Genomic DNA, 17,278 nt, shown 5'->3' on the forward strand with positions numbered 1-17,278 from the left:
GGGTTTATGGATCGCATACCCAATAATCGTATGGGCAGTATCATGGCAGGATGGCGTGGTGATGGCTATGCAGATGTGATGCGCGCCAGACAAGACATACGGTTCAGTCACAATTTAGCGCTACGGGCGACAACGGCGAGCGGGATCCCTATCGTTTCATTGGCTCATGATTGAGTGCACTGGGGTCCCATCCATCATGACTGGTGAAATTCGCCTCACAGCAATCCTTCAGGAAAAACAAAAGAGGATCGTAAGCCACCAATAACAACGGGCCGCTTTAGGTCGAAAGCTGTCATTTTCAGAATACCGAGGGATGGACCTGTCAACGCCAATCATGCTGTGAATCACGCTTCATGTAACCCCACACACGGAGCGTACCATCCTCAATTGAATATCTGATACCGCACTTGCGAAACGTCGTCTCCAACCACACTGACGACAACGCCTTGAGTTCCAGCCACTCGATTTCAGCGACCGGATGGATGTGGAAATGCCAATCGGCATCCCATTCAAGAACATGGCCTGGAGGACCCAACACGCTTCGTAGCCTAAACTTGGGCTCCATCTCCGGGGAACTGAGCATCGAGTTGATCAACTCACCCCATTTGGTGTTATTCATCACAGGAACCAGCTCACCCGCACCCAAAAGCTTTGTAACTTTGGCGCGAGAAGCGTCATCCAGTCCTGGAAGCTGACGCATGAGTACTCCAGATCGGCGCAGGAAAACAACATCCTAGCAGGCTGGACAATCTTGCTGAAGGCAACTGTCGGCCATTATTCGCCATTCGGTAAGGACATAGGTCGATCAGCCGCATTCATTTGTGGGCATAGGAAATTGCTGGCATTTCACTGGGCTATGAGCCTGAACGTTACGACGTTGCGGTTTTTCCACGTGAGGTGTTAGGATCCAATCTTCCTGGCGACAGGCTGCCTCGCAGTGTGTCCCTCATCGCGTCACTATGTGATCTCTGGGCTACCCGATATGACTCCTTTTCGTCTCATCGGCTCCTCGTTGGTTGTAAAGCCATGCGCTTAGCGCTCGGTAAGCCAGGAATTTAGATGAGGTACGTAATCATGAAGAAATTTGATTACAGCCAAGCTCAGAAGCGTATCGAGTTTGCTACCAAGGTCTTCACTTTGGCTACGGTCATTTTGAAGTTCTTGGATGCAGCTCTTCCGCTCTTGAGCGTGGCTTTTAACTATTCCGAGTCTATGTCAGATGCAGAACACTCATAAATGGCTCAGCAGGTTTCGATTAAAGTCTAATACGTGGGTATATATTCCGACTTTGGAAACTGTAAAGGAAGGACAGCTATTCAAGAAATCCATTGAATTCAAATGGCTGCCCCCAACCAACTACTATCATTTAAAAAGTGGTGGGCATGTGGATGCCATAAAATACCACTTGAATGGAAAATTCTTCGTACATGCTGATGTAAAAAAGTTTTTTAACAGCATAAATAGAAGCCGTATAACTCGCGAATTAAAACCTTATTTTGGATACGAAAAATCTAGATCTATAGCCATGGAGTCAACTGTTTCGATACCGTTAGAGTCAGGGCAGGTTTTCGCGTTACCGTTTGGCTTTGTTCAATCAACGATTATAGCGTCGCTATGCTTGAGAAAAAGCTCTCTTGGCAACACGATTGACAAACTAAATAAGACTGCTGGCATAAGAGTAAGTGTTTATGTTGACGATATCATAGTATCTACTCAAAGCCTCGAAAAGGCAGAAGCAGCGCTTTCGATGATCCAAAAAAGCGCAGAGCGTTCTGGTTTTTCATTAAATGAAGAAAAAACACAAGGTCCATCCTACACAATTACCGCATTCAATATAGATCTACAACAGAATTTCATGAGAATCACTGACTGGCGATTTATAGAGCTATTGTCAAACTATAAGGACGCGTCAAGTGATAAGCAAAAACGCGGGATATGGGGGTACGTAAACTCGGTAAGTCCTGCACAAGCGTCTATGTTGGTGTGAGCTTATGCTGCGCCTTACCAGCTTTTAATCACCCCTAGTTCGTTTATCGCTTTAAATATACTCTTAGCCGATTCCCGTCTGTCATGACCGGCACACAGCCCTCTATTACCGTCGTTCAAGGGGACAGATACTAATCGTTGCAATTTTTAGTCACAGACGCAGAGCTTCCTCTGAGTTACTAGGTTTTTTCAGCTAAAGGCAACTAATCGTTTGTTGTCTAATTAATTAGGCTACCCCTCTATTGCTAGTTTGTCTGAGCAAAATGTATTGGCTGCTTTTTAATAAATTTTTGCATAGTGATTTTTGGAGCCTTATGAATCCTGAAGAATTTGAATTGTTGCGGCAGACGGCGTTGCGCGCTATCGCACCGATTCGTCCTGCCGATTCAAACACGAAAGCTGACAAACACTTTCTACTAAATGGTAAGAAAACAGAGGCTGGAAGACAGTTGCCTCCATATTATCTTGTCTATTTTCTTTTAGTAGATCTTTTAGGCTTCAAAAATCTGGGAAGGTTTGAAAAAGTTGATTGGTCAGTGCCGATAGACTTCAATGGCAAAGCATATATAGTTGAACACGGTAAATTCGGATTAAATTTATTTGCTCATGATCCGGAGAAAGAAGAGGAGGCAGCAAAAAATATCGTAGTGCATATTAATAAAGCTGTGAAATCAGCGCGGCGGTACTTTGACTTTCTTGCTTTGCAGGCCGTCGAAAACTCTAAAATCAATGTTGTCAACAATAGTATTAACCTCCGCGAACGTTACGAATTTTTAAGGGGCCAATACTGCGCTATCCTAGACGAAATAAAGCTATTGGATGAGGCGCACACTTTCGATTCAAAACAACGGAAACTGCCATTTGGGATGTATCTATTCTATCCTTCTCATAATAAAAGAGAAGAAGCAAACTGGATGGCCATCTCAGCTATTGAGGCTTTTTTCAGTTGGACAGAGCATGTCTTGATTCACGTAGCCATACTTGGAGGGGCAGTTAACTCTGCAAGAGAAGTTTCAGACCTTGCGGCGGATGATTGGCCAAAAAAATTTCAGGCCGCTTTTAACCTCAAAAATAAAACAGAGAAAGTTTTATTCGATCGCACTTTGTCACTACGACAGAATCTTAGAAACTTCATTGCTCACGGTGCATTTGGAAAGCAAGGAGAGGCATTTTCTTTTCACTCTACTGCAGGCGCAGTACCTGTTCTTCTTCCACATAAACGAGGTAGTAAAAAATTCTCCCTCAGTGAGCAACTTGATTTTGACACCGAAGCTGCATTTGATCTAGTGGAAGAGTTTACGAATATACTGTGGGCTGGAGATCGTGCTCCAGCTAGACTTTACGTGCAAGAAAGTCGTCTACCAACTATATTGACATTTGCTGCCGATGGAACGTATAGGGCCGCAATGGTTTCGTTGAAATCCATGAAGGAATTGGTAGATCTGTTAACCTACCAGATTGATCAGGCAACTAATATGGATTGGTAGGCGTCAAATAAAAGCTTACTTAGTTGCATCGTTTTGTACGAGCTATATAGCTTGGTCAAAAAAGCTCATCTGCAGCGGCTACTTTTTGGGGCTTTCTGCTTGTGACAACGGGCAGCAAAAGGTCTCATACGGAATCATAGGATCTCTGATAGAGTCATGCTTATCAGGCTGCGCTACGCTGACGGCTAAAGACTGTTCCAAGTCAAAATCAAGTCCCGAACCTATTCGGTGTGACATAGGACTCTAGCTGTAACCTAATGAAATTTTTAGCTTTTCTAAGGCACTTTGATGGCTATATTCTTCGAGTCATACCAGGCAGATAGATGCTGCCTGTGTGGGTCTGGTGAAGGGCTTACCGGAGAACATAAAATTAAAGCTTCGGCTTTGCGGAAGGTTTTTGGTAGGGATGCTATGGTCATCGGCAATTTTGATGGCGAAACCAGCCCCCTTTCGGCTCAAGGCCCGAAATCAAGCGCCTTTCATTTTTCTGCTCGGGTGTGTTCATTGTGTAATGGGGCCCGCACACAGAAACCTGATCGCGAATTCGATCTATTTCATGCTTTGACCTCCTCGGTTTTGTTGGAGGGTAAAGATCCGTCATCAGTATTCAGATCGCCCCGATATGCTGTTGGCTCCGAGGCATACCTCAATGTATTTCGATACTTTTCTAAATTACTGTGCTGTCATGTTGCTGAGTCGTGTGGGCCTCGCCTACTGGAAGCTTGCGATTTTTCGATAGGAAAGGCAAACCGCAACATTGTCTTTCTAGATATTGATGCTGATCCTACCTATGCGGCTTATCGCGATAAACTCGGAGAACATAAGTTTGCAGGACACGGTGGGCTCATTGTCCACTTCGACTCAAAGACACAAATCCCAACAAGCTTTCAAAGCTCGATAAGCCTCGAAGCGGTCCGGTATACATTTTGGGTCTGCTTTGAACCATCGGTCGCGGTTGCTCTGCGTCGATTTCACTATGAGTTCTGGCGCAAATGCGAAGCGGCATATCAAGAGGCTTTGAAAAAATCCATTATCAGATAAGCAGCGGCATCGCTTAATATTTAACTACACCAGCCTACCTGTGAGTTCGTGATGCCGGTGTCCGCTGCTGGCCTATAGCGCCCATCGCACACGTTTGCCCCGGCGGCATCAGACAACGTTACACTGCTCAACGTTGTTACATCACATACACCGAAGCCCTGCGACCGGTGTAACTGATAATTTATTCTTTATTATCAGATGGTTAGGCCAATTTGCTACACCTGCAACACCAGTTACACCACATTCACAGGTCTCGGCCCCGCGTCCCCTAAAAAATGAACCCCACCAGCGAGAGGAGCCCGAAATAAGCCGGGGCCCCTGTGGACTTCTACTGCATACGGGGCAGGGAACCCGCGCATCTTGAGTAGCCGATGTTTTCACAGCTTAGTGAACTGGTGAACCCGGTGAACTCACTTAATAGGACGGTGAACCTAGCAGTTCATTCCTTCAGCTACTGATCCGTTACTGTCAACTCGCCAACTGTCAACCAACGGCTACCGATCAGCAGCTACCAAAGCCACACTGGTTCATGCCTCTTGTCAGGACAAAACTCTCGGGGTCCCGAGCGCCTATATGGCATTCAAGATCGAATGGTTTCGAAAATCAAACCCGGGCAAAGCCCCCTCTAAATAACGGATGGTACGGTCTTCCAAAAGAGCTTTCGCGGGGGGCAGCAAAGCCTGAAGCTCGTCAGGAGTGGGAGCTCTATCCAACCGCTTAGCCTTCACTAGGTCAGCTAAATCCTTACGAAGCCTGGTAGCTGCCTGTTTTGGACCAATCCGCGCGTATACCGAATCCCTAACAAGGAAGGTCGGAAAGGTTTTTTGATAGATTTCAATGAACTCCTCCCAACGCGAATCATGAAACTCTTTCCCCACCAGATCTTTAATCATTCTATACGCCTGCCTGTGCTTCTCCTGGGAAGCATCCCAGTCGGCGTAACTGTTGGCCATAGCCTTCAGGTCCTGTTCCTCTTCAAGCTGCCAAGAGTCAGTAATCGCAGTGATGACTTCTTGTGCCTGAGCGATCAGCAAGGCGTCGTTTGTTATGATTCCGACGTCCAGCGCAAGATGAGCAGCCCCATGAGCGATACCCTCGCTTTCGTAATCATCATCCTTGCGACCCTTGAATGCGGCGAACCTGATTTTCAAAGCTTGGCTTATTGCTTGGTTGGAATCCATCGTGATTCACCCATGTCTTGGCTTCGTTGGCGGTGAAGAACGACCAAGGGGTAGCCAGAGAAGCGTGGCTCTTGATCAGCGCTCACACACCGTTTTCTTCAAGCGTTTTACCATACGGAGGTACGGGGAAGGAGTAGCCAGCGATAAGCGCCCTGTATGCCCACGTGTATGCCTAACTGAGAGGCCGCCAGCAGAGCCCTTATAAAACGGGTCTCTGACAGCCCAGTTCAAACGACGCCTGGGCCATATTGGTATTTGGATGTTTTTTGAACGGTCCAGAAAGAGTTTTGAAAAGCCCGCCACTATGCGCGCTTCTTTGTTTGGGCTTCTGTGCCTGATCGAACCCTTCGCAGCTTAAAGCACCACCGTGTACCAATTGCAGCTATTCGCGCGGGCAGCTCTCAGGTTTCGCTGTCATCCAATAGCATTGGCCTCGCTGCAGACCCCGCCAACAGACCTCCATCGATGTTGAACTCACTGCCGGTAATGTACGTAGCATCATCGCTGGCTAATAACAGGGCCACCGCAGCCACTTCTTCGGGCGTTCCAAATCTTCTGAGTGGCGTGTCTCGAACGAGTGCAGCCATACGCGCTTCACGACCAGCATCAGCACCTAACATTGGCTCCCACATAGGGGTGAGGATGGCGGCCGGGTGGATCGAATTGCATCGAACTTTAAGTCCTTGCTCGGCGCATTAAAGCGCCACTGTCTTGGTGTGATTGCGAACGGCGGCCTTGGACGATGCGTATGCCGCTGCGCCAGGAATACCAACCAGTCCGGAGCGAGAAGAAATATTGATAATGGAACCAACCTCGGTGTGGCGCATGGCGCGTATAGCGTACTTGCATCCAAGAAACACACCATCCAGATTGGTGCGATGCACGGCCTGCCAGTCCTCCAGACTCGCATGCTCTGGGTCGTGCTGGACGGGACCCTGCTCAAATCCAGTGATGCCAGCGTTGTTGACCACCACATCGACGCGGCCGTGCGCCTTCAGGACATGCGTCGTCACTCGCTGCCAATCTTCTTCGCACCGCACATCAAGATGCAGATAACAGGCACGATCTCCCAGTGCCCCTGCAGTCGCTCTTCCGAGCACGTCGTTGATATCAGTGACGTAAACAACGCAGCCTTCCTGTACGAACCGTCGTGCAGTCGCGGCGCCGATCCCTTGAGCCGCCCCTGTAATGATCGCGATTCTGGATGTCAGTTTATTGTCCATAAATGAGGCTTCTCCGTCGTAGGGCGTGCAACAGCTTGCAGCAACAGTCTATGCCCTGCGCATTGCTATCGCTTGTAAGCCGCACCTCATTTGGTAGCCGGGTTTTGGACAATTAGCACGAAATCGGTTCGCGCCAGGAAACACCTGACGCCCGCAAATAGGCTGAACTTGTAAACGACTCAATCGATCGTAATAACCACACACGATCATCTATAGGGAAAGATAATGTCCAAGCTTGCAGAGTACCGACAGTTGGAAAAGCACCTCGCCGAGCAGCTTCAGGCACTGGAAACAATGAAGGGCAATGAGGGGCTGAAGAAAGAAATCGAGTTCGAAACGAAGCTGCGCAAGCTCCTTGAGCACTACGGTTTCAGCCTCAAGCACATCATTAATCTGCTGGGTGCACAGACACCGACTCGTGGTCAAAAGGCAGACAAACCTAAAGGCACACGCAAACCACGCGAGCTCAAGGTCTACAAAAATCCGAAGACAGGTGAAGTGATCGAAACCAAAGGTGGAAATCACAAGGCCTTGAAGGAATGGAAGGCGGAGCACGGTGCGGATGTCGTTGAGGGATGGCTGAAGAAGTAAAGCTGCCTCACCCGAAAGAGGGCCCAGACGGGCCCTTTTTGTTGAGCGGGTTTTCAGTTCGACCGTCGCAAGTTCGGTGGCCAATTCGATCAACGTGGCATTCGAAGCGCCTATGAACCTGCTCCAGACATTTCTTTGGTACGCATTGGCAAAAGACTTCGGCGTGATACACGCCTAATCCCAGATGTGATTTCTAGCTGTTGAAATTGAATAAGCGCATCATGGTTTTTTCATATGACGATAGAGGTATGGGTGTGATTGGCCCCAATACTGCTCTGCTTTCACAGCTGTACCATTACTATCATGCATACCTGCTGGACCATGAACGTCCGGTGACAGGCATCACGTTCGAAAATATATGATCTAGCTTCTATTCCGGACTGAACCTGGTAAAGGGATCGACCACACCCTCTGGGTCGAAAACAGTCGGCCAGGTCACCACACAATAGGCTTGTCATCCCAAGCCCAAAAGCTCCCACTGTCAGCCGCTCCATGCGCTCCTACCACCTCAATAATGCGATCCGCCGAGAAAGCCGGTTCGAAGAGTTGCCCTTCAGGTACGTTCGCCTGAAATGGCTGAGACAGCTCCGTGTCAGTCGTGCCTGGGTGTATGGCCAGCACGGTCGAGGCGTGGTTCAGGCGTTTCAGTTCGATACTGGCGGTGTGCAGCAACTGGTTGAGTGCCGCTTTGCTGGCTCTGTAGCTGTACCAGCCGCCCAGTCGGTTATCGCCAATGGAACCGACTCTCGCGGAAAGTGCGGCGAAGGTAGAAGGTTGTTTGCGCAATAACGGGAGCAGGTGTTTAAGCAGCAGGATTGGCGCAAAAGTGTTGGTTGCGAAGCTCGCTTGCATGCTCGCAAGCGTCAGTTGTGCCAGGCCCTTTTCGGGTTTCGCGCCGTCCTGATGAAGAATGCCAAGCGCACTGATGACGAGGTGCAGATGTTCGCATCCTTTAAGCGTCTGGCTCACAAGCGCTTCGAGAGCTTGTTCATTGCGCGCGTCGCAGTCGACTCGCCTGAGGCGCTGGCCATACTGCTCTGCAAGCTCTGCCAGCCCGGCAGAGGTGCTGGCTTCTCGCGCCACTGCCCACACCTGAGCGACGTCATCACGAGCAAGCAAGGCTGCGCACAGTGCCAGGCCAATGCCTCGGCTGGCTCCGCATATCAGCACGTTGGCGTCGCTGTTCAGTTCGGGTATCAAACTCATGAGGCACCTTGGGGAGCATGGCTGAAGTAGGTTTATGACTTCGGAATGAGGCGTGACGTTCAGGTGGGCGGTAGCTTTCCGGGGACTTCAACGAAGCGGTTCAACGTCGAGGCGTTCTCCTGATGTGTCTTGAAAGATAGGGATCGAAGCAGGGCTTGATGCATTTTAAATGCTGTGAGGTTAATTACTGGTCGCCGTCGTTAATGTCGCGTCCTGTTGGTGCCCACGTATGATCATCGTTTAATTACCCCCATATCAGCCACTCTGAATGCACATGGAAAACGAATGAATCTACCTACCGCGCGGCATGTCGTCTTGCTCAGGGCACGCTGCCTGGCCGCTGGCGGTCGCGTCGCCGGTGGCTGGCTGTCCCGCTACATAGTCCATTGCAGTTTGGAAATTCCTGTTGATGAGCAGGAGTCGTTCGCTGGTGCTGTTAGCTGTTTCATTGCTGACAATGGTGCAGTACGAGATATATCGGGCCCGATGTTCATGGACACGTTGTGCACGCAAGCGTAGCTGGCACGTTAACTTCTGGCCATCACGGCCTGCCGCTAGGGGCTGCTATCGACCCAAAGCGGTCTTTCGCTTTTGACAGTCTGAGAGTTTATGTAACCTCGCGAAATCCGTTCGGACATTCGTTGTAATACCCAGGATATCTTTATGCAGACTGCTTAAACCAGGCTACTCGCGCTTGCACTGATAGAGATCAGGACGTTGCTTGCTGATTATCTGGGCAGTGACGGAGATGCTCCGATGAGCGTCCGTGTCGCGGCCCACATGGCCTATGCGCTCCACAATGAGGCGGAGGCTGCATACAGCAACGCTGAGTTTCAACTCGACTGTGCGACCCAGAAAATAGCCTTAATTGATCAGATTCTTGGTGTTTCGGATGGAGCCGCATTGCTGAGTAGATTTGGCGTGGAAGACAAAATCAATCCGGATGACGCCCCATCTAGATGACCGTTTCTGGCCAAAAGCAGCCTTCCAGATGCTGACAGCTATCCCTCTAAAATTTCAATCCACCTTCAGAACTTCAGCCTAAAAATGATGCCCATTTGACATGCATCAAAAAGACCGGTGAAATCGGACAGGCCACCGCCAAGCTGTTTTTCTGGTAACCCAAGGAAGCGTGAAATGAAATTTATTTTTGCAATGTTGTTGATGTTCAGCGGTTACGCGGCCGCCAGTTGCAATAGCATTAACAACCTCGACCAGCGGGCCTATTGCGCCGCCACACAGGAAGGAAGCAGTTGCACCAGTATCAATGACCATGACTTGCGCGCGCGGTGCAGCGCAGAAAAGGACGGGAGTGGCTGCAACAGCATCAACGATCATGACCAGCGAGCCTATTGCAATGCCAGAAAGGGCCAGGGGGCTTGCAACAGCATCAATGATCGTGACATGCGAGCACGTTGCAGCGGAGAAAAGGAAGGTAATGCCTGCAGCAGCATCAATGACCTTGACCAGCGTGCCTTCTGCAATGCCCGGAAGGGCGGCAGTTGCAGCAGCATTGGTAATCATGACTTGCGCTCCCAGTGTGAGGCCATGAAGCGCTGATTCCGGCTTTGCCGACTGATTCTTCCTACTGAAGAACGCCTGTAAACTCAGAGAATCCAGACCCAGGACGCGCAGCGACGCGTTCCGGGCAGTTCAAAAAGGGTTCGAAGAACCCGCGCTACCTTGGTGCGTCGGCCCCGGCGTGCAAGCCGACCGTCGGCTAGACAGCCATTCACGTGCGGCCGTCGACTCGGCATCGACTTGTCTATCAACAAACCCTGGCGCGATCGACGTGCACGCCGTATCCAGGTGCAGCCCAAGGTATGAAGTTATCGACTTTATAAGAGCATGTTTCAAAAGTGCCAAATAGTATTAGCTTAAATTTCTGCCCAACTGCTAAAGCATCCAATTGAACACCGATACCCTTACAGCGTGTTCGCCATTCAAATTGTTTCCGAGCCGACATAGTTGTTAACGGAGGCAATTCCAGCTTGGCAGTTTTGTTTTTTTGCCTCAGGATTTCCGGCATCCCATCGAGATACGGAATCATCCATAAAAACAGCCTTCAAAAAACAATGACTATGGCCTTCTATCCGTTGCGCCATTGCAACGCCTGCAACATGTATTAAAAAACCGCATTCATCGCAGACTAAACCATTACACCACCGAACCTGGACTTAACCTCATAAGGAATGACATGGCCTATTGTCACAACTGCGCAAAGGAACTGACTGAGAAGGGGGATACTTGCCCACATTGCAATGCATCGAGAGATATCATATGGACACCCGGCGCAGTTTCATCCGACGCTCCAGAATCGACATTCTGGTATTTTGAAGTCTTGAGAAAATATGCCGTTTTCAGCGGCAGAGCTTGCAGAAAAGAATTCTGGATGTTTTTTTTGACTAACCTCCTGATCTCCGTGGCCCTCGGTTTTCTCGATGATCTTTTGGGCACTGACCAGTTGATCTCCACCTTTTATTCCATCGCTGTCTTCCTTCCAGGGCTTGCGGTGGGCGTTCGCAGGCTTCATGACACTGATCGCAGTGGCTGGTGGATGCTGGTACCGATAGTCCCGATCATATTCAGTTGCCTGGAGGGGCATCGCGAGGCCAATCGATTCGGCCCCAGCCCCAAATAACAAGCGTTCCCTGAAGGTGTGGTCGCTGACCACACCTTGCCTCGGCACTAGCCCGCGACAATCCTGATCGTCCAGAAATCCGAAGCCAGATTGGGGTCCATCAGGTAGCTGTACGGCATGGTGAAATAGCCATGCATGCCCCATTTGGTGCCCCAGGAGTTGCGCATGATGAAGACCTGTTTTGCATCGTCATAGCCCACTGCGAGCACGCAATGACCGCCCAGCAATTTTTCGTCGGGCGCTGGCATTGGGACAATGCCCGTCTTGGCGACTTCATCGCTTTCGAGGCTTTCATAGACGCCAAAACCTATGACGAAAGGATATCCGGCGGCCAGACACCCTTTCATCTGGTTTAGGTTCTGGGCGACTTTCTGGTAGGAAACCGCCTTGTACCGCTTGGCGTGGGCGTAGCAGGATTTGGTTGGCTTGACGGTAAATTTGGTAATGTCGTACGGCCATTCGGCTTCATCGCAGTCGCCTTGTTCGGCAACGCTTTTGATACCGTGACGGATCATTGCACCGCTGTCCGACTCCACCGTGTGCTCAATGACACGCTCGTTGTAATAAATGAATAACCGGGATGGCGTGAACGCAGGGACAAGCTTCTGCTTCATGCGATCAAACTGAATGGCAGCTGCAATACCATTTGCTGTACAACTGCCCAACTGGCCTTGATCGTAGACATTGGGGCAATGGGGACGCAGATCCACATGACGTGGAAGCGCGGCCAACTGCTCGACGGACGCAGCGTACAAATGATCTCGATGGTCCGGTACGTCACGAATCCAGCCGTATTGTTTTACGGTATACGTCATCGTTTACTTCTCCACTTAAAGGCAGACTGCTTAATTAGCCATCAGGCATAGCAAAACACTCTTATTGGAAATGGCCATCATCCATGGCTGGCCAATAACGTATTAATCAGACATCAGTTTTTCATGAGGAGGGATGAAGATTTATTTAGACGGGCTTATCGACAAGCAGCGCGAGCCATATCAAATTGACACATTATAATTACAATAAGATGGATAACTGTTTGATGTGTAATGTGCTGCCTGGAATCCTGAAGACTTTGAATTCCTACAGACGTCATGGCGGCCATGTGCAGGCCGCCCTTCGGGTGTGCCGGTTCGTGCTACCGGTTGACCAACCTGCACACAGTCCGCCACCTATCGCTCGGTCACGACAGGGTGGCGCATCTACTCTTGCGTGACGAATTGGAGGCGTTGGAAGCGGTGCGTAATACAGAGCGTGGATTGAGATCTGTAAAGTGACGCGAGCTGCTTCCTTGCTGCTGTGCTGGCCCGCAGCAGCAAGAACATTGGGAGGCGCCAGTCACTGATAAGTGTCCACATCCTCGGCCGGGTAAAACTCGCCTTCTCTCCCCTCCAACCGCTCACGCACGATCGCCTCGACGCTGGCCACTGCGGCCTGATCGTCAGGGTTGACCAGTTGCAGGCACAGGCGTCGGGCGTTCTGGTCGTGGGTGCCTTCGCTGAGCATGTCGTGGGTGACGATCTGCTCGCCGCGCCACAGGCATAACTGGGTGTGAGTGCCGCCGAGCCAGATCTCGTTGATTGATCCAAGATCGGTGGTTGCCAGTTGGTCCACGGTGATTGTCTTGTCCATTGCGCTGTACCTTCAAGTGAGTCGATACAGGTCAGACGTGCAGGCGTGGCGGGTCGTTCCCGGCATCGGCCGTTCATCTGCGCCAACGGCTGCGTTCGGTCAGGCCGTTGCAATCGCTTCGATCTCGATCAGCATGTTGTCCATCGCCAGGCGGGGCACCGGAATGAGGGTGCAGGCCGGATGGCGCCCTGTACCCTACACCCGGTTAGCCTGCTCGACCCAACTGTGCAGGCGTTGTTCGTTGTGGTCGACAATCAACAGGGTCAGCTTGAACACCTGAGCCAGGCTTGCGCCTTGGGATTGCAGTGCGGTTTCAACATTGGCCAGGGCCTGGATGGCCTGCTCGGTGAAGTCGGCAGACAACCGCCCTTGCTGATCTTCGCCGCCCTGCCCGGCAACAAACAGCATTCGGGCACCGGCATTGACTGATGCGACCTGGGAATACGCGTTTACTCGAGGGTTGCACAGGCCTTGTGGATTGCAGAGCGTGAACGCGGCGTTTTCGGCGTCGGGGGATACTGGCATAGGGTCAACTCCATGTTGAAGGAGTCGGCAGTGAGAAACCTCTACCTAGGTGGAGGTCAAGGCCCGTGTGAAGCGACGGTGAAGACCGGGCTGCACACATTCACGGTTTTATGCACCAAACGACGCATACCGCAACGGCAGCCCTGTGGTGAATTTGATCTGCTCCATGGCAAAGCTGGAACTGACGTCGGTGATACCGGGAATGCTGATCAGTTGTTTGTACACCGCGTCGTAACCCGCGATGTCGGTAACGACGATGCGCAGCAGGTAGTCGGTGTCGCCGGCCATGCGGTAGCACTCGACGACTTCGGGCAAGTCGCCGACGGCGTTGTGGAACTGTTCGAGCCAGGCGGCGTTGTGCTGGTTGGTGCGGATGGCGGCGAAGACACTGACGGAGACATTCAGGCGCTGCGGGTTCAGCAGGGCTACGCGGCGGTCGATGATGCCGGTCTCTTCCAGCTTCTGAATGCGTCGCCAGCAGGCGGTGCTGCCCAGGCCGATGCGTTCGGCGATGTCCGCGACCGAGCGCGTGCAGTCGGTCTGCAGAATGTCGAGGATGGCTCGGTCGAACTTGTCCATGGGCGTGTTCCGTGTTTGTGGTTCGGGCTCTGTATCGGACGCGACGCATCCTGAACGGCGCCGTGCAACCGGTACTTGCGCAACTATTGGCATAAAACTACCCCCTGACAATGGAGGTGTAAAACTTTATTCACCAGAACACCCCTAAAACAGAAATATTTTTCATTGATAGCCAGTCAATCTGCTCAAATATCAAAATTTTTTCGCGTCGGCGTCGGTAATCTTTTCACCATCAACCTCGACCCGATAACCAAGCGAATTGCCCATGACCACGACCGCCCTTTACCTGGATTACGCCGCCACCACGCCTGTCGATGAGCAGGTCATTGAAGCCATGGTTGCCTGTCTGGGGCGCGAAGGGCATTTCGGCAATCCGGCGTCCAGCGGGCATGGTTACGGAAAAGTGGCGCGTGAGGCGGTCGAGCAGGCGCGTCGTCAGGTCGCGGACGCCGTGGGTGCGCCTGCCGATACAGTGATCTGGACTTCGGGCGCGACCGAGTCCAACAACCTGGCAATCAAAGGCATCGCTCACGACGTCACTGCGCAGCGTCGGCACATCATCACCAGTGCGCTGGAACACAAGGCTGTGATCGACACGGTGAAAACACTGGAGCTTCAGGGCTTTCCCGTGACCTGGCTGCAACCGGACGCCAACGGCCTGATCCAGCCGCAAGCCGTTCAGGCGGCGCTGCGTGAAGACACGCTGCTGGTGTCGTTGATGCTGGTCAACAACGAGCTGGGTACGCTGACGGATATCGCCAGTATCGGCACGCTAGTGCGCGAACATGGAGCGCTGTTCCACGTGGACGCGGCACAAGCGGTCGGCAAGGTGAAGGTCGATCTGGCGAATCTGGCAGTCGATCTGATGTCGTTTTCGGCGCACAAGGCGTATGGCCCAAAGGGCATCGGTGCGCTGTATGTCGGCCCGCGGGCAAACGCGTTGCTACAGGCGCAGATGCATGGCGGCGGTCATGAAAACGGTTTCCGCTCAGGCACACTGGCGACGCATCAGATCGTCGGCATGGGCGAGGCTTTTGCGCTGGCGATCAGCAAAGGCGATGCCGAGAATCAGCGTATTGCGCAGCTGAGCAGTCATCTGCGTGAAGGGCTTCTGGCTCTGCCGGACGTGCAGCTCAATGGCTGCCCCCAGCAACGCATCCCACACACGTTGAACCTGTGCATCACACGCGATCGCTTTACCAGCGCTCAGCTGTCGCATGCGCTGGCACTTTCCTCGACCTCAGCCTGCAACTCGGCGAGCAACGCGCCGTCGCATGTGCTGCTCGCGCTTGGGCTGGATACCAGCAAGGCGTTGGCCAGTGTGCGTGTCAGCCTGGGTCGCTACACCACGCAAGCCGATGTCGAGCGCGCCATCGACGTGTTCAGCAAGGCGCTCAGCGCGCCGGCTGCGTTCTGGTAACACCGGTATTCGATGCAACCCGCTCAACGTCTCGGTACGGGGGACGCTTGAGCGGTACACCTTTGTCAGCCTGGCGACACACCACCGCCCTCATCCGCCACGATGTCCGGATCATCCGAATACACCTCGGGCTCATCATCCTCGTAGGCCTCATCCTCCTCGGTGCGCTCCAGCACCTCGTCTCCCTTCTCGGGACCGGCACCCGGTTTGTTCGAGTTCATGTTCAGTACGGGATCGGCTTCGCGGTCGTACTGGCCGAGCTGTGGACTGGCTGGATCTTCCTTGGGTACTTCGTCGGTCAGGATGAAATCGGTTGTCATGTCGGCCACCTCTTTTGTCTTGCCAAAGAAAGTGGACGTGCCTGAGCGCAAAGGGTTCGATCCAGGTGACGAGCGCCGCGCGGACAGGCGTTTCCGGGGTTCTGTAATCTTCATGATACAAAAAGACACAATTGGCACAGATCTTCCAAGTGGAACGGCCGTGCCATGAACCATTGGCATGCACTGCACAAAGGGGGTGCCTACACGCACCAAAGTGCAGATTTCGGATGCTGAGTCGTCCATTAACAGTGCAACGCCGGACCACAAGTCACGTGCCTTGCCAGGAAAGGAGTCTACCCGTGCCACACGCAACTCATGCCAGACCCCAACACTGCCTGTCACGGCTTCAATTGACTGCGTCCGCAATGGGCTTGTCATCTGCCATGGCGTCTTGTTTGACGATACCGACGTACCTTTCCGACTGATCCAGAACCACGGCGCACGCCTTGATTGAAATGCCGATCGACCTTGTTCTGCCTTATGGGCAAGACGGGTAAAACGCTGTGCGCCTGTTAATCGCCAAGTGAGAAAAACTTTCAACTAAACACATAACCGTCCGACAATTTATTTTAAATAATCGCACTTAGCCATTATCTGGCGTGCTCAGACCTTTATATTTGAGTTGACCTGCAATCCTTTGTCTACCGGAGCACCGCACCGTGAACAACTGACCAACTAACGCACCAACTTGAACCAACCATTACAGTATTGGTGCATGCAGTTTTATGACCGAACGGTCATGTATTTTTCAACTCGTCTGACTGCTCAGAGGGGTGTATTTCGCCCTCTAAAAAGCGATGGATGCTATCCATCTGAATGCAAAACCGGACGAAATGGTCCTCAATCGAAAAATATGTACAGGAATGCGACAACCGCTCTGTCACGTGGCATACCGACTGCGCCACAGGTCATTTCTGGCACAGCGGTTGCAAAGCAACGTTGTTATCAAGCAACAAGTTTCCACCTGTTTGCCATAACTAATAAGCAAGGATTTGCTATGTCATCGCCCTGATTGAAATCGCGTTTACCCCACCGAGTCTGCTTCGCTGCAGGCTCTGCGGTGTCGTGCACTTACACGATTGTGCAGGTATCCATCATTCGAACATTCGCCAATGTTTGAACGGACTTTTATTGCCCTTCAACTACCCGAGGGAGCGTTAATGAATGATGCGGTAATAATGAAAGCGGTCCCTGCCCCTCCGCCGGAAGAGAGTCCGACGGCGTGGCAGAGCATCCCTTTCAAGGCTAATACTTCGCGACCTGGCGGCCTCAAAAAGTCGCATGTTTTCGTATTGATTGCGGCGTCGGTACTTATTCATGGTGCGGTCTGGTGGTACATGCAGACGGCCGAAGCAGAGGTGCCGGAAGTTGCCCCGCAAGTGCCGGAAATGACCATCGAGCTGACCAGCCCGACGCCTCCGACGCCTGAGCCTGCGCCACCACCTGAAC

Annotated in this window: 17 protein-coding genes and 3 pseudogenes; 11 read left to right on the top strand and 9 right to left on the bottom strand. The window is 51.9% G+C overall.

Going from position 1 to position 17,278, the window contains the following annotated elements; genetic code table 11:
• Window positions 1–322: 322 nt before the first annotated feature.
• Complete coding sequence (locus BZK31_RS26200) at window positions 323–700, bottom strand: DUF6678 family protein (protein ID WP_083186140.1); 378 nt, start codon at window positions 698–700, stop codon at window positions 323–325.
• Window positions 701–1,074: 374 nt separating this feature from the next.
• On the opposite strand from BZK31_RS26200, the gene BZK31_RS29585 reads away from it, so the two are divergent.
• The 4 genes from BZK31_RS29585 to BZK31_RS29590 all read left to right on the top strand — a co-directional run bounded on the left by BZK31_RS29585 (window position 1,075) and on the right by BZK31_RS29590 (window position 4,514).
• Window positions 1,075–1,236: a hypothetical protein gene (locus BZK31_RS29585; RefSeq protein ID WP_157900799.1), complete on the top strand. Its 162-nt coding sequence runs from the start codon at window positions 1,075–1,077 to the stop codon at window positions 1,234–1,236.
• Window positions 1,220–1,987, top strand: coding sequence for a reverse transcriptase domain-containing protein (locus tag BZK31_RS26205; protein ID WP_083186141.1), 768 nt, complete (start codon window positions 1,220–1,222; stop codon window positions 1,985–1,987). The genes BZK31_RS29585 and BZK31_RS26205 overlap by 17 nt, the downstream gene beginning before the upstream one ends.
• 313 nt (window positions 1,988–2,300) lie before the next feature.
• Window positions 2,301–3,473 carry a hypothetical protein gene (locus BZK31_RS26210; RefSeq protein ID WP_083186142.1) on the top strand — a complete coding sequence of 391 codons (1,173 nt, stop codon included), beginning with the start codon at window positions 2,301–2,303 and terminating at the stop codon, window positions 3,471–3,473.
• Window positions 3,474–3,761: 288 nt separating this feature from the next.
• Window positions 3,762–4,514 (top strand): hypothetical protein, encoded by a 753-nt coding sequence (locus tag BZK31_RS29590; RefSeq protein ID WP_157900800.1) that lies wholly within the window; start codon window positions 3,762–3,764, stop codon window positions 4,512–4,514.
• Between the two features lie 569 nt (window positions 4,515–5,083).
• Here BZK31_RS29590 and BZK31_RS26215 read toward each other — a convergent pair.
• Window positions 5,084–5,695 carry a hypothetical protein gene (locus BZK31_RS26215; RefSeq protein ID WP_083186143.1) on the bottom strand — a complete coding sequence of 204 codons (612 nt, stop codon included), beginning with the start codon at window positions 5,693–5,695 and terminating at the stop codon, window positions 5,084–5,086.
• Window positions 5,696–6,096: 401 nt separating this feature from the next.
• A pseudogene (locus BZK31_RS26220) lies at window positions 6,097–6,918 on the bottom strand (SDR family oxidoreductase).
• 225 nt (window positions 6,919–7,143) lie between these two features.
• On the opposite strand from BZK31_RS26220, the gene BZK31_RS26225 reads away from it, so the two are divergent.
• Together BZK31_RS26225 and BZK31_RS30705 are read left to right on the top strand one after the other, a co-directional pair.
• Complete coding sequence (locus BZK31_RS26225) at window positions 7,144–7,509, top strand: histone-like nucleoid-structuring protein, MvaT/MvaU family (protein WP_083186144.1); 366 nt, start codon at window positions 7,144–7,146, stop codon at window positions 7,507–7,509.
• A 206-nt stretch (window positions 7,510–7,715) separates the two neighbouring features.
• Entirely contained in the window at window positions 7,716–7,871 is a 156-nt protein-coding gene (locus BZK31_RS30705; RefSeq protein ID WP_167378116.1) for a DUF3885 domain-containing protein, read from the top strand.
• Window positions 7,872–7,944: 73 nt separating this feature from the next.
• On the opposite strand, the gene BZK31_RS26235 is transcribed toward BZK31_RS30705, so the two are convergent.
• A complete protein-coding gene (locus tag BZK31_RS26235; RefSeq protein ID WP_083186146.1) occupies window positions 7,945–8,715 on the bottom strand; it encodes an SDR family NAD(P)-dependent oxidoreductase in 771 nt (256 codons plus the stop codon).
• 756 nt (window positions 8,716–9,471) lie between these two features.
• On the opposite strand from BZK31_RS26235, the gene BZK31_RS26245 reads away from it, so the two are divergent.
• The 3 genes from BZK31_RS26245 (at window position 9,472) to BZK31_RS30195 (ending at window position 11,356) form a co-directional block, all read left to right on the top strand.
• Window positions 9,472–9,678 (top strand): hypothetical protein, encoded by a 207-nt coding sequence (locus BZK31_RS26245; RefSeq protein ID WP_244182741.1) that lies wholly within the window; start codon window positions 9,472–9,474, stop codon window positions 9,676–9,678.
• A gap of 174 nt (window positions 9,679–9,852) precedes the next feature.
• Window positions 9,853–10,275: a hypothetical protein gene (locus BZK31_RS30190; protein WP_083186148.1), complete on the top strand. Its 423-nt coding sequence runs from the start codon at window positions 9,853–9,855 to the stop codon at window positions 10,273–10,275.
• Window positions 10,276–11,107: 832 nt separating this feature from the next.
• Window positions 11,108–11,356 carry a DUF805 domain-containing protein gene (locus BZK31_RS30195; protein ID WP_244182742.1) on the top strand — a complete coding sequence of 83 codons (249 nt, stop codon included), beginning with the start codon at window positions 11,108–11,110 and terminating at the stop codon, window positions 11,354–11,356.
• 47 nt (window positions 11,357–11,403) lie between these two features.
• Here the strand turns inward: BZK31_RS30195 and BZK31_RS26260 are convergent, their stop codons facing one another.
• The 4 genes and pseudogenes from BZK31_RS26260 to BZK31_RS26275 form a co-directional block, all read right to left on the bottom strand.
• Window positions 11,404–12,171, bottom strand: a complete 768-nt coding sequence (locus BZK31_RS26260; protein ID WP_083186150.1) for a C1 family peptidase — start codon at window positions 12,169–12,171, stop codon at window positions 11,404–11,406.
• Between the two features lie 520 nt (window positions 12,172–12,691).
• Entirely contained in the window at window positions 12,692–12,985 is a 294-nt protein-coding gene (locus BZK31_RS26265; RefSeq protein ID WP_083186151.1) for a hypothetical protein, read from the bottom strand.
• Window positions 12,986–13,084: 99 nt separating this feature from the next.
• Window positions 13,085–13,510 (bottom strand): annotated as a pseudogene (locus BZK31_RS26270) (RidA family protein).
• Window positions 13,511–13,618: 108 nt separating this feature from the next.
• Window positions 13,619–14,089 (bottom strand): Lrp/AsnC family transcriptional regulator, encoded by a 471-nt coding sequence (locus tag BZK31_RS26275; protein WP_083186152.1) that lies wholly within the window; start codon window positions 14,087–14,089, stop codon window positions 13,619–13,621.
• Between the two features lie 265 nt (window positions 14,090–14,354).
• Here BZK31_RS26275 and BZK31_RS26280 point away from each other — a divergent pair, with 265 nt between their 5' ends.
• A complete protein-coding gene (locus BZK31_RS26280) occupies window positions 14,355–15,509 on the top strand; it encodes a cysteine desulfurase family protein (protein ID WP_083186153.1) in 1,155 nt (384 codons plus the stop codon).
• 65 nt (window positions 15,510–15,574) lie between these two features.
• On the opposite strand, the gene BZK31_RS26285 is transcribed toward BZK31_RS26280, so the two are convergent.
• The gene (locus BZK31_RS26285; protein WP_083186154.1) at window positions 15,575–15,829 is read right to left on the bottom strand and encodes a hypothetical protein; all 255 of its coding nucleotides are present in this window, start codon (window positions 15,827–15,829) and stop codon (window positions 15,575–15,577) included.
• A gap of 1,160 nt (window positions 15,830–16,989) precedes the next feature.
• Between BZK31_RS26285 and BZK31_RS30200 the strand changes: the two are divergent.
• A pseudogene (locus tag BZK31_RS30200) lies at window positions 16,990–17,278 on the top strand (energy transducer TonB); the annotation flags it as partial.

This window comes from Pseudomonas floridensis, assembly GCF_002087235.1.
Classification (GTDB): Bacteria; Pseudomonadota; Gammaproteobacteria; order Pseudomonadales; family Pseudomonadaceae; genus Aquipseudomonas; species Aquipseudomonas floridensis.

Bases quoted from the DNA above. Each gene is read 5' to 3' on its own strand.
- BZK31_RS26210 (WP_083186142.1), top strand. From the start codon at position 2,301: ATGAATCCTGAAGAATTTGAATTGTTGCGGCAGACGGCGTTGCGCGCT.
- BZK31_RS26285 (WP_083186154.1), bottom strand. From the start codon at position 15,829: ATGACAACCGATTTCATCCTGACCGACGAAGTACCCAAGGAAGATCCA.
- BZK31_RS26225 (WP_083186144.1), top strand. From the start codon at position 7,144: ATGTCCAAGCTTGCAGAGTACCGACAGTTGGAAAAGCACCTCGCCGAG.
- BZK31_RS26205 (WP_083186141.1), top strand. From the start codon at position 1,220: ATGCAGAACACTCATAAATGGCTCAGCAGGTTTCGATTAAAGTCTAAT.
- BZK31_RS26260 (WP_083186150.1), bottom strand. From the start codon at position 12,171: ATGACGTATACCGTAAAACAATACGGCTGGATTCGTGACGTACCGGAC.
- BZK31_RS26280 (WP_083186153.1), top strand. From the start codon at position 14,355: ATGACCACGACCGCCCTTTACCTGGATTACGCCGCCACCACGCCTGTC.
- BZK31_RS30195 (WP_244182742.1), top strand. From the start codon at position 11,108: ATGTTTTTTTTGACTAACCTCCTGATCTCCGTGGCCCTCGGTTTTCTC.
- BZK31_RS29585 (WP_157900799.1), top strand. From the start codon at position 1,075: ATGAAGAAATTTGATTACAGCCAAGCTCAGAAGCGTATCGAGTTTGCT.
- BZK31_RS26265 (WP_083186151.1), bottom strand. From the start codon at position 12,985: ATGGACAAGACAATCACCGTGGACCAACTGGCAACCACCGATCTTGGA.
- BZK31_RS26200 (WP_083186140.1), bottom strand. From the start codon at position 700: ATGCGTCAGCTTCCAGGACTGGATGACGCTTCTCGCGCCAAAGTTACA.
- BZK31_RS26235 (WP_083186146.1), bottom strand. From the start codon at position 8,715: ATGAGTTTGATACCCGAACTGAACAGCGACGCCAACGTGCTGATATGC.
- BZK31_RS26215 (WP_083186143.1), bottom strand. From the start codon at position 5,695: ATGGATTCCAACCAAGCAATAAGCCAAGCTTTGAAAATCAGGTTCGCC.
- BZK31_RS26245 (WP_244182741.1), top strand. From the start codon at position 9,472: ATGAGCGTCCGTGTCGCGGCCCACATGGCCTATGCGCTCCACAATGAG.
- BZK31_RS30190 (WP_083186148.1), top strand. From the start codon at position 9,853: ATGAAATTTATTTTTGCAATGTTGTTGATGTTCAGCGGTTACGCGGCC.
- BZK31_RS26275 (WP_083186152.1), bottom strand. From the start codon at position 14,089: ATGGACAAGTTCGACCGAGCCATCCTCGACATTCTGCAGACCGACTGC.
- BZK31_RS29590 (WP_157900800.1), top strand. From the start codon at position 3,762: ATGGCTATATTCTTCGAGTCATACCAGGCAGATAGATGCTGCCTGTGT.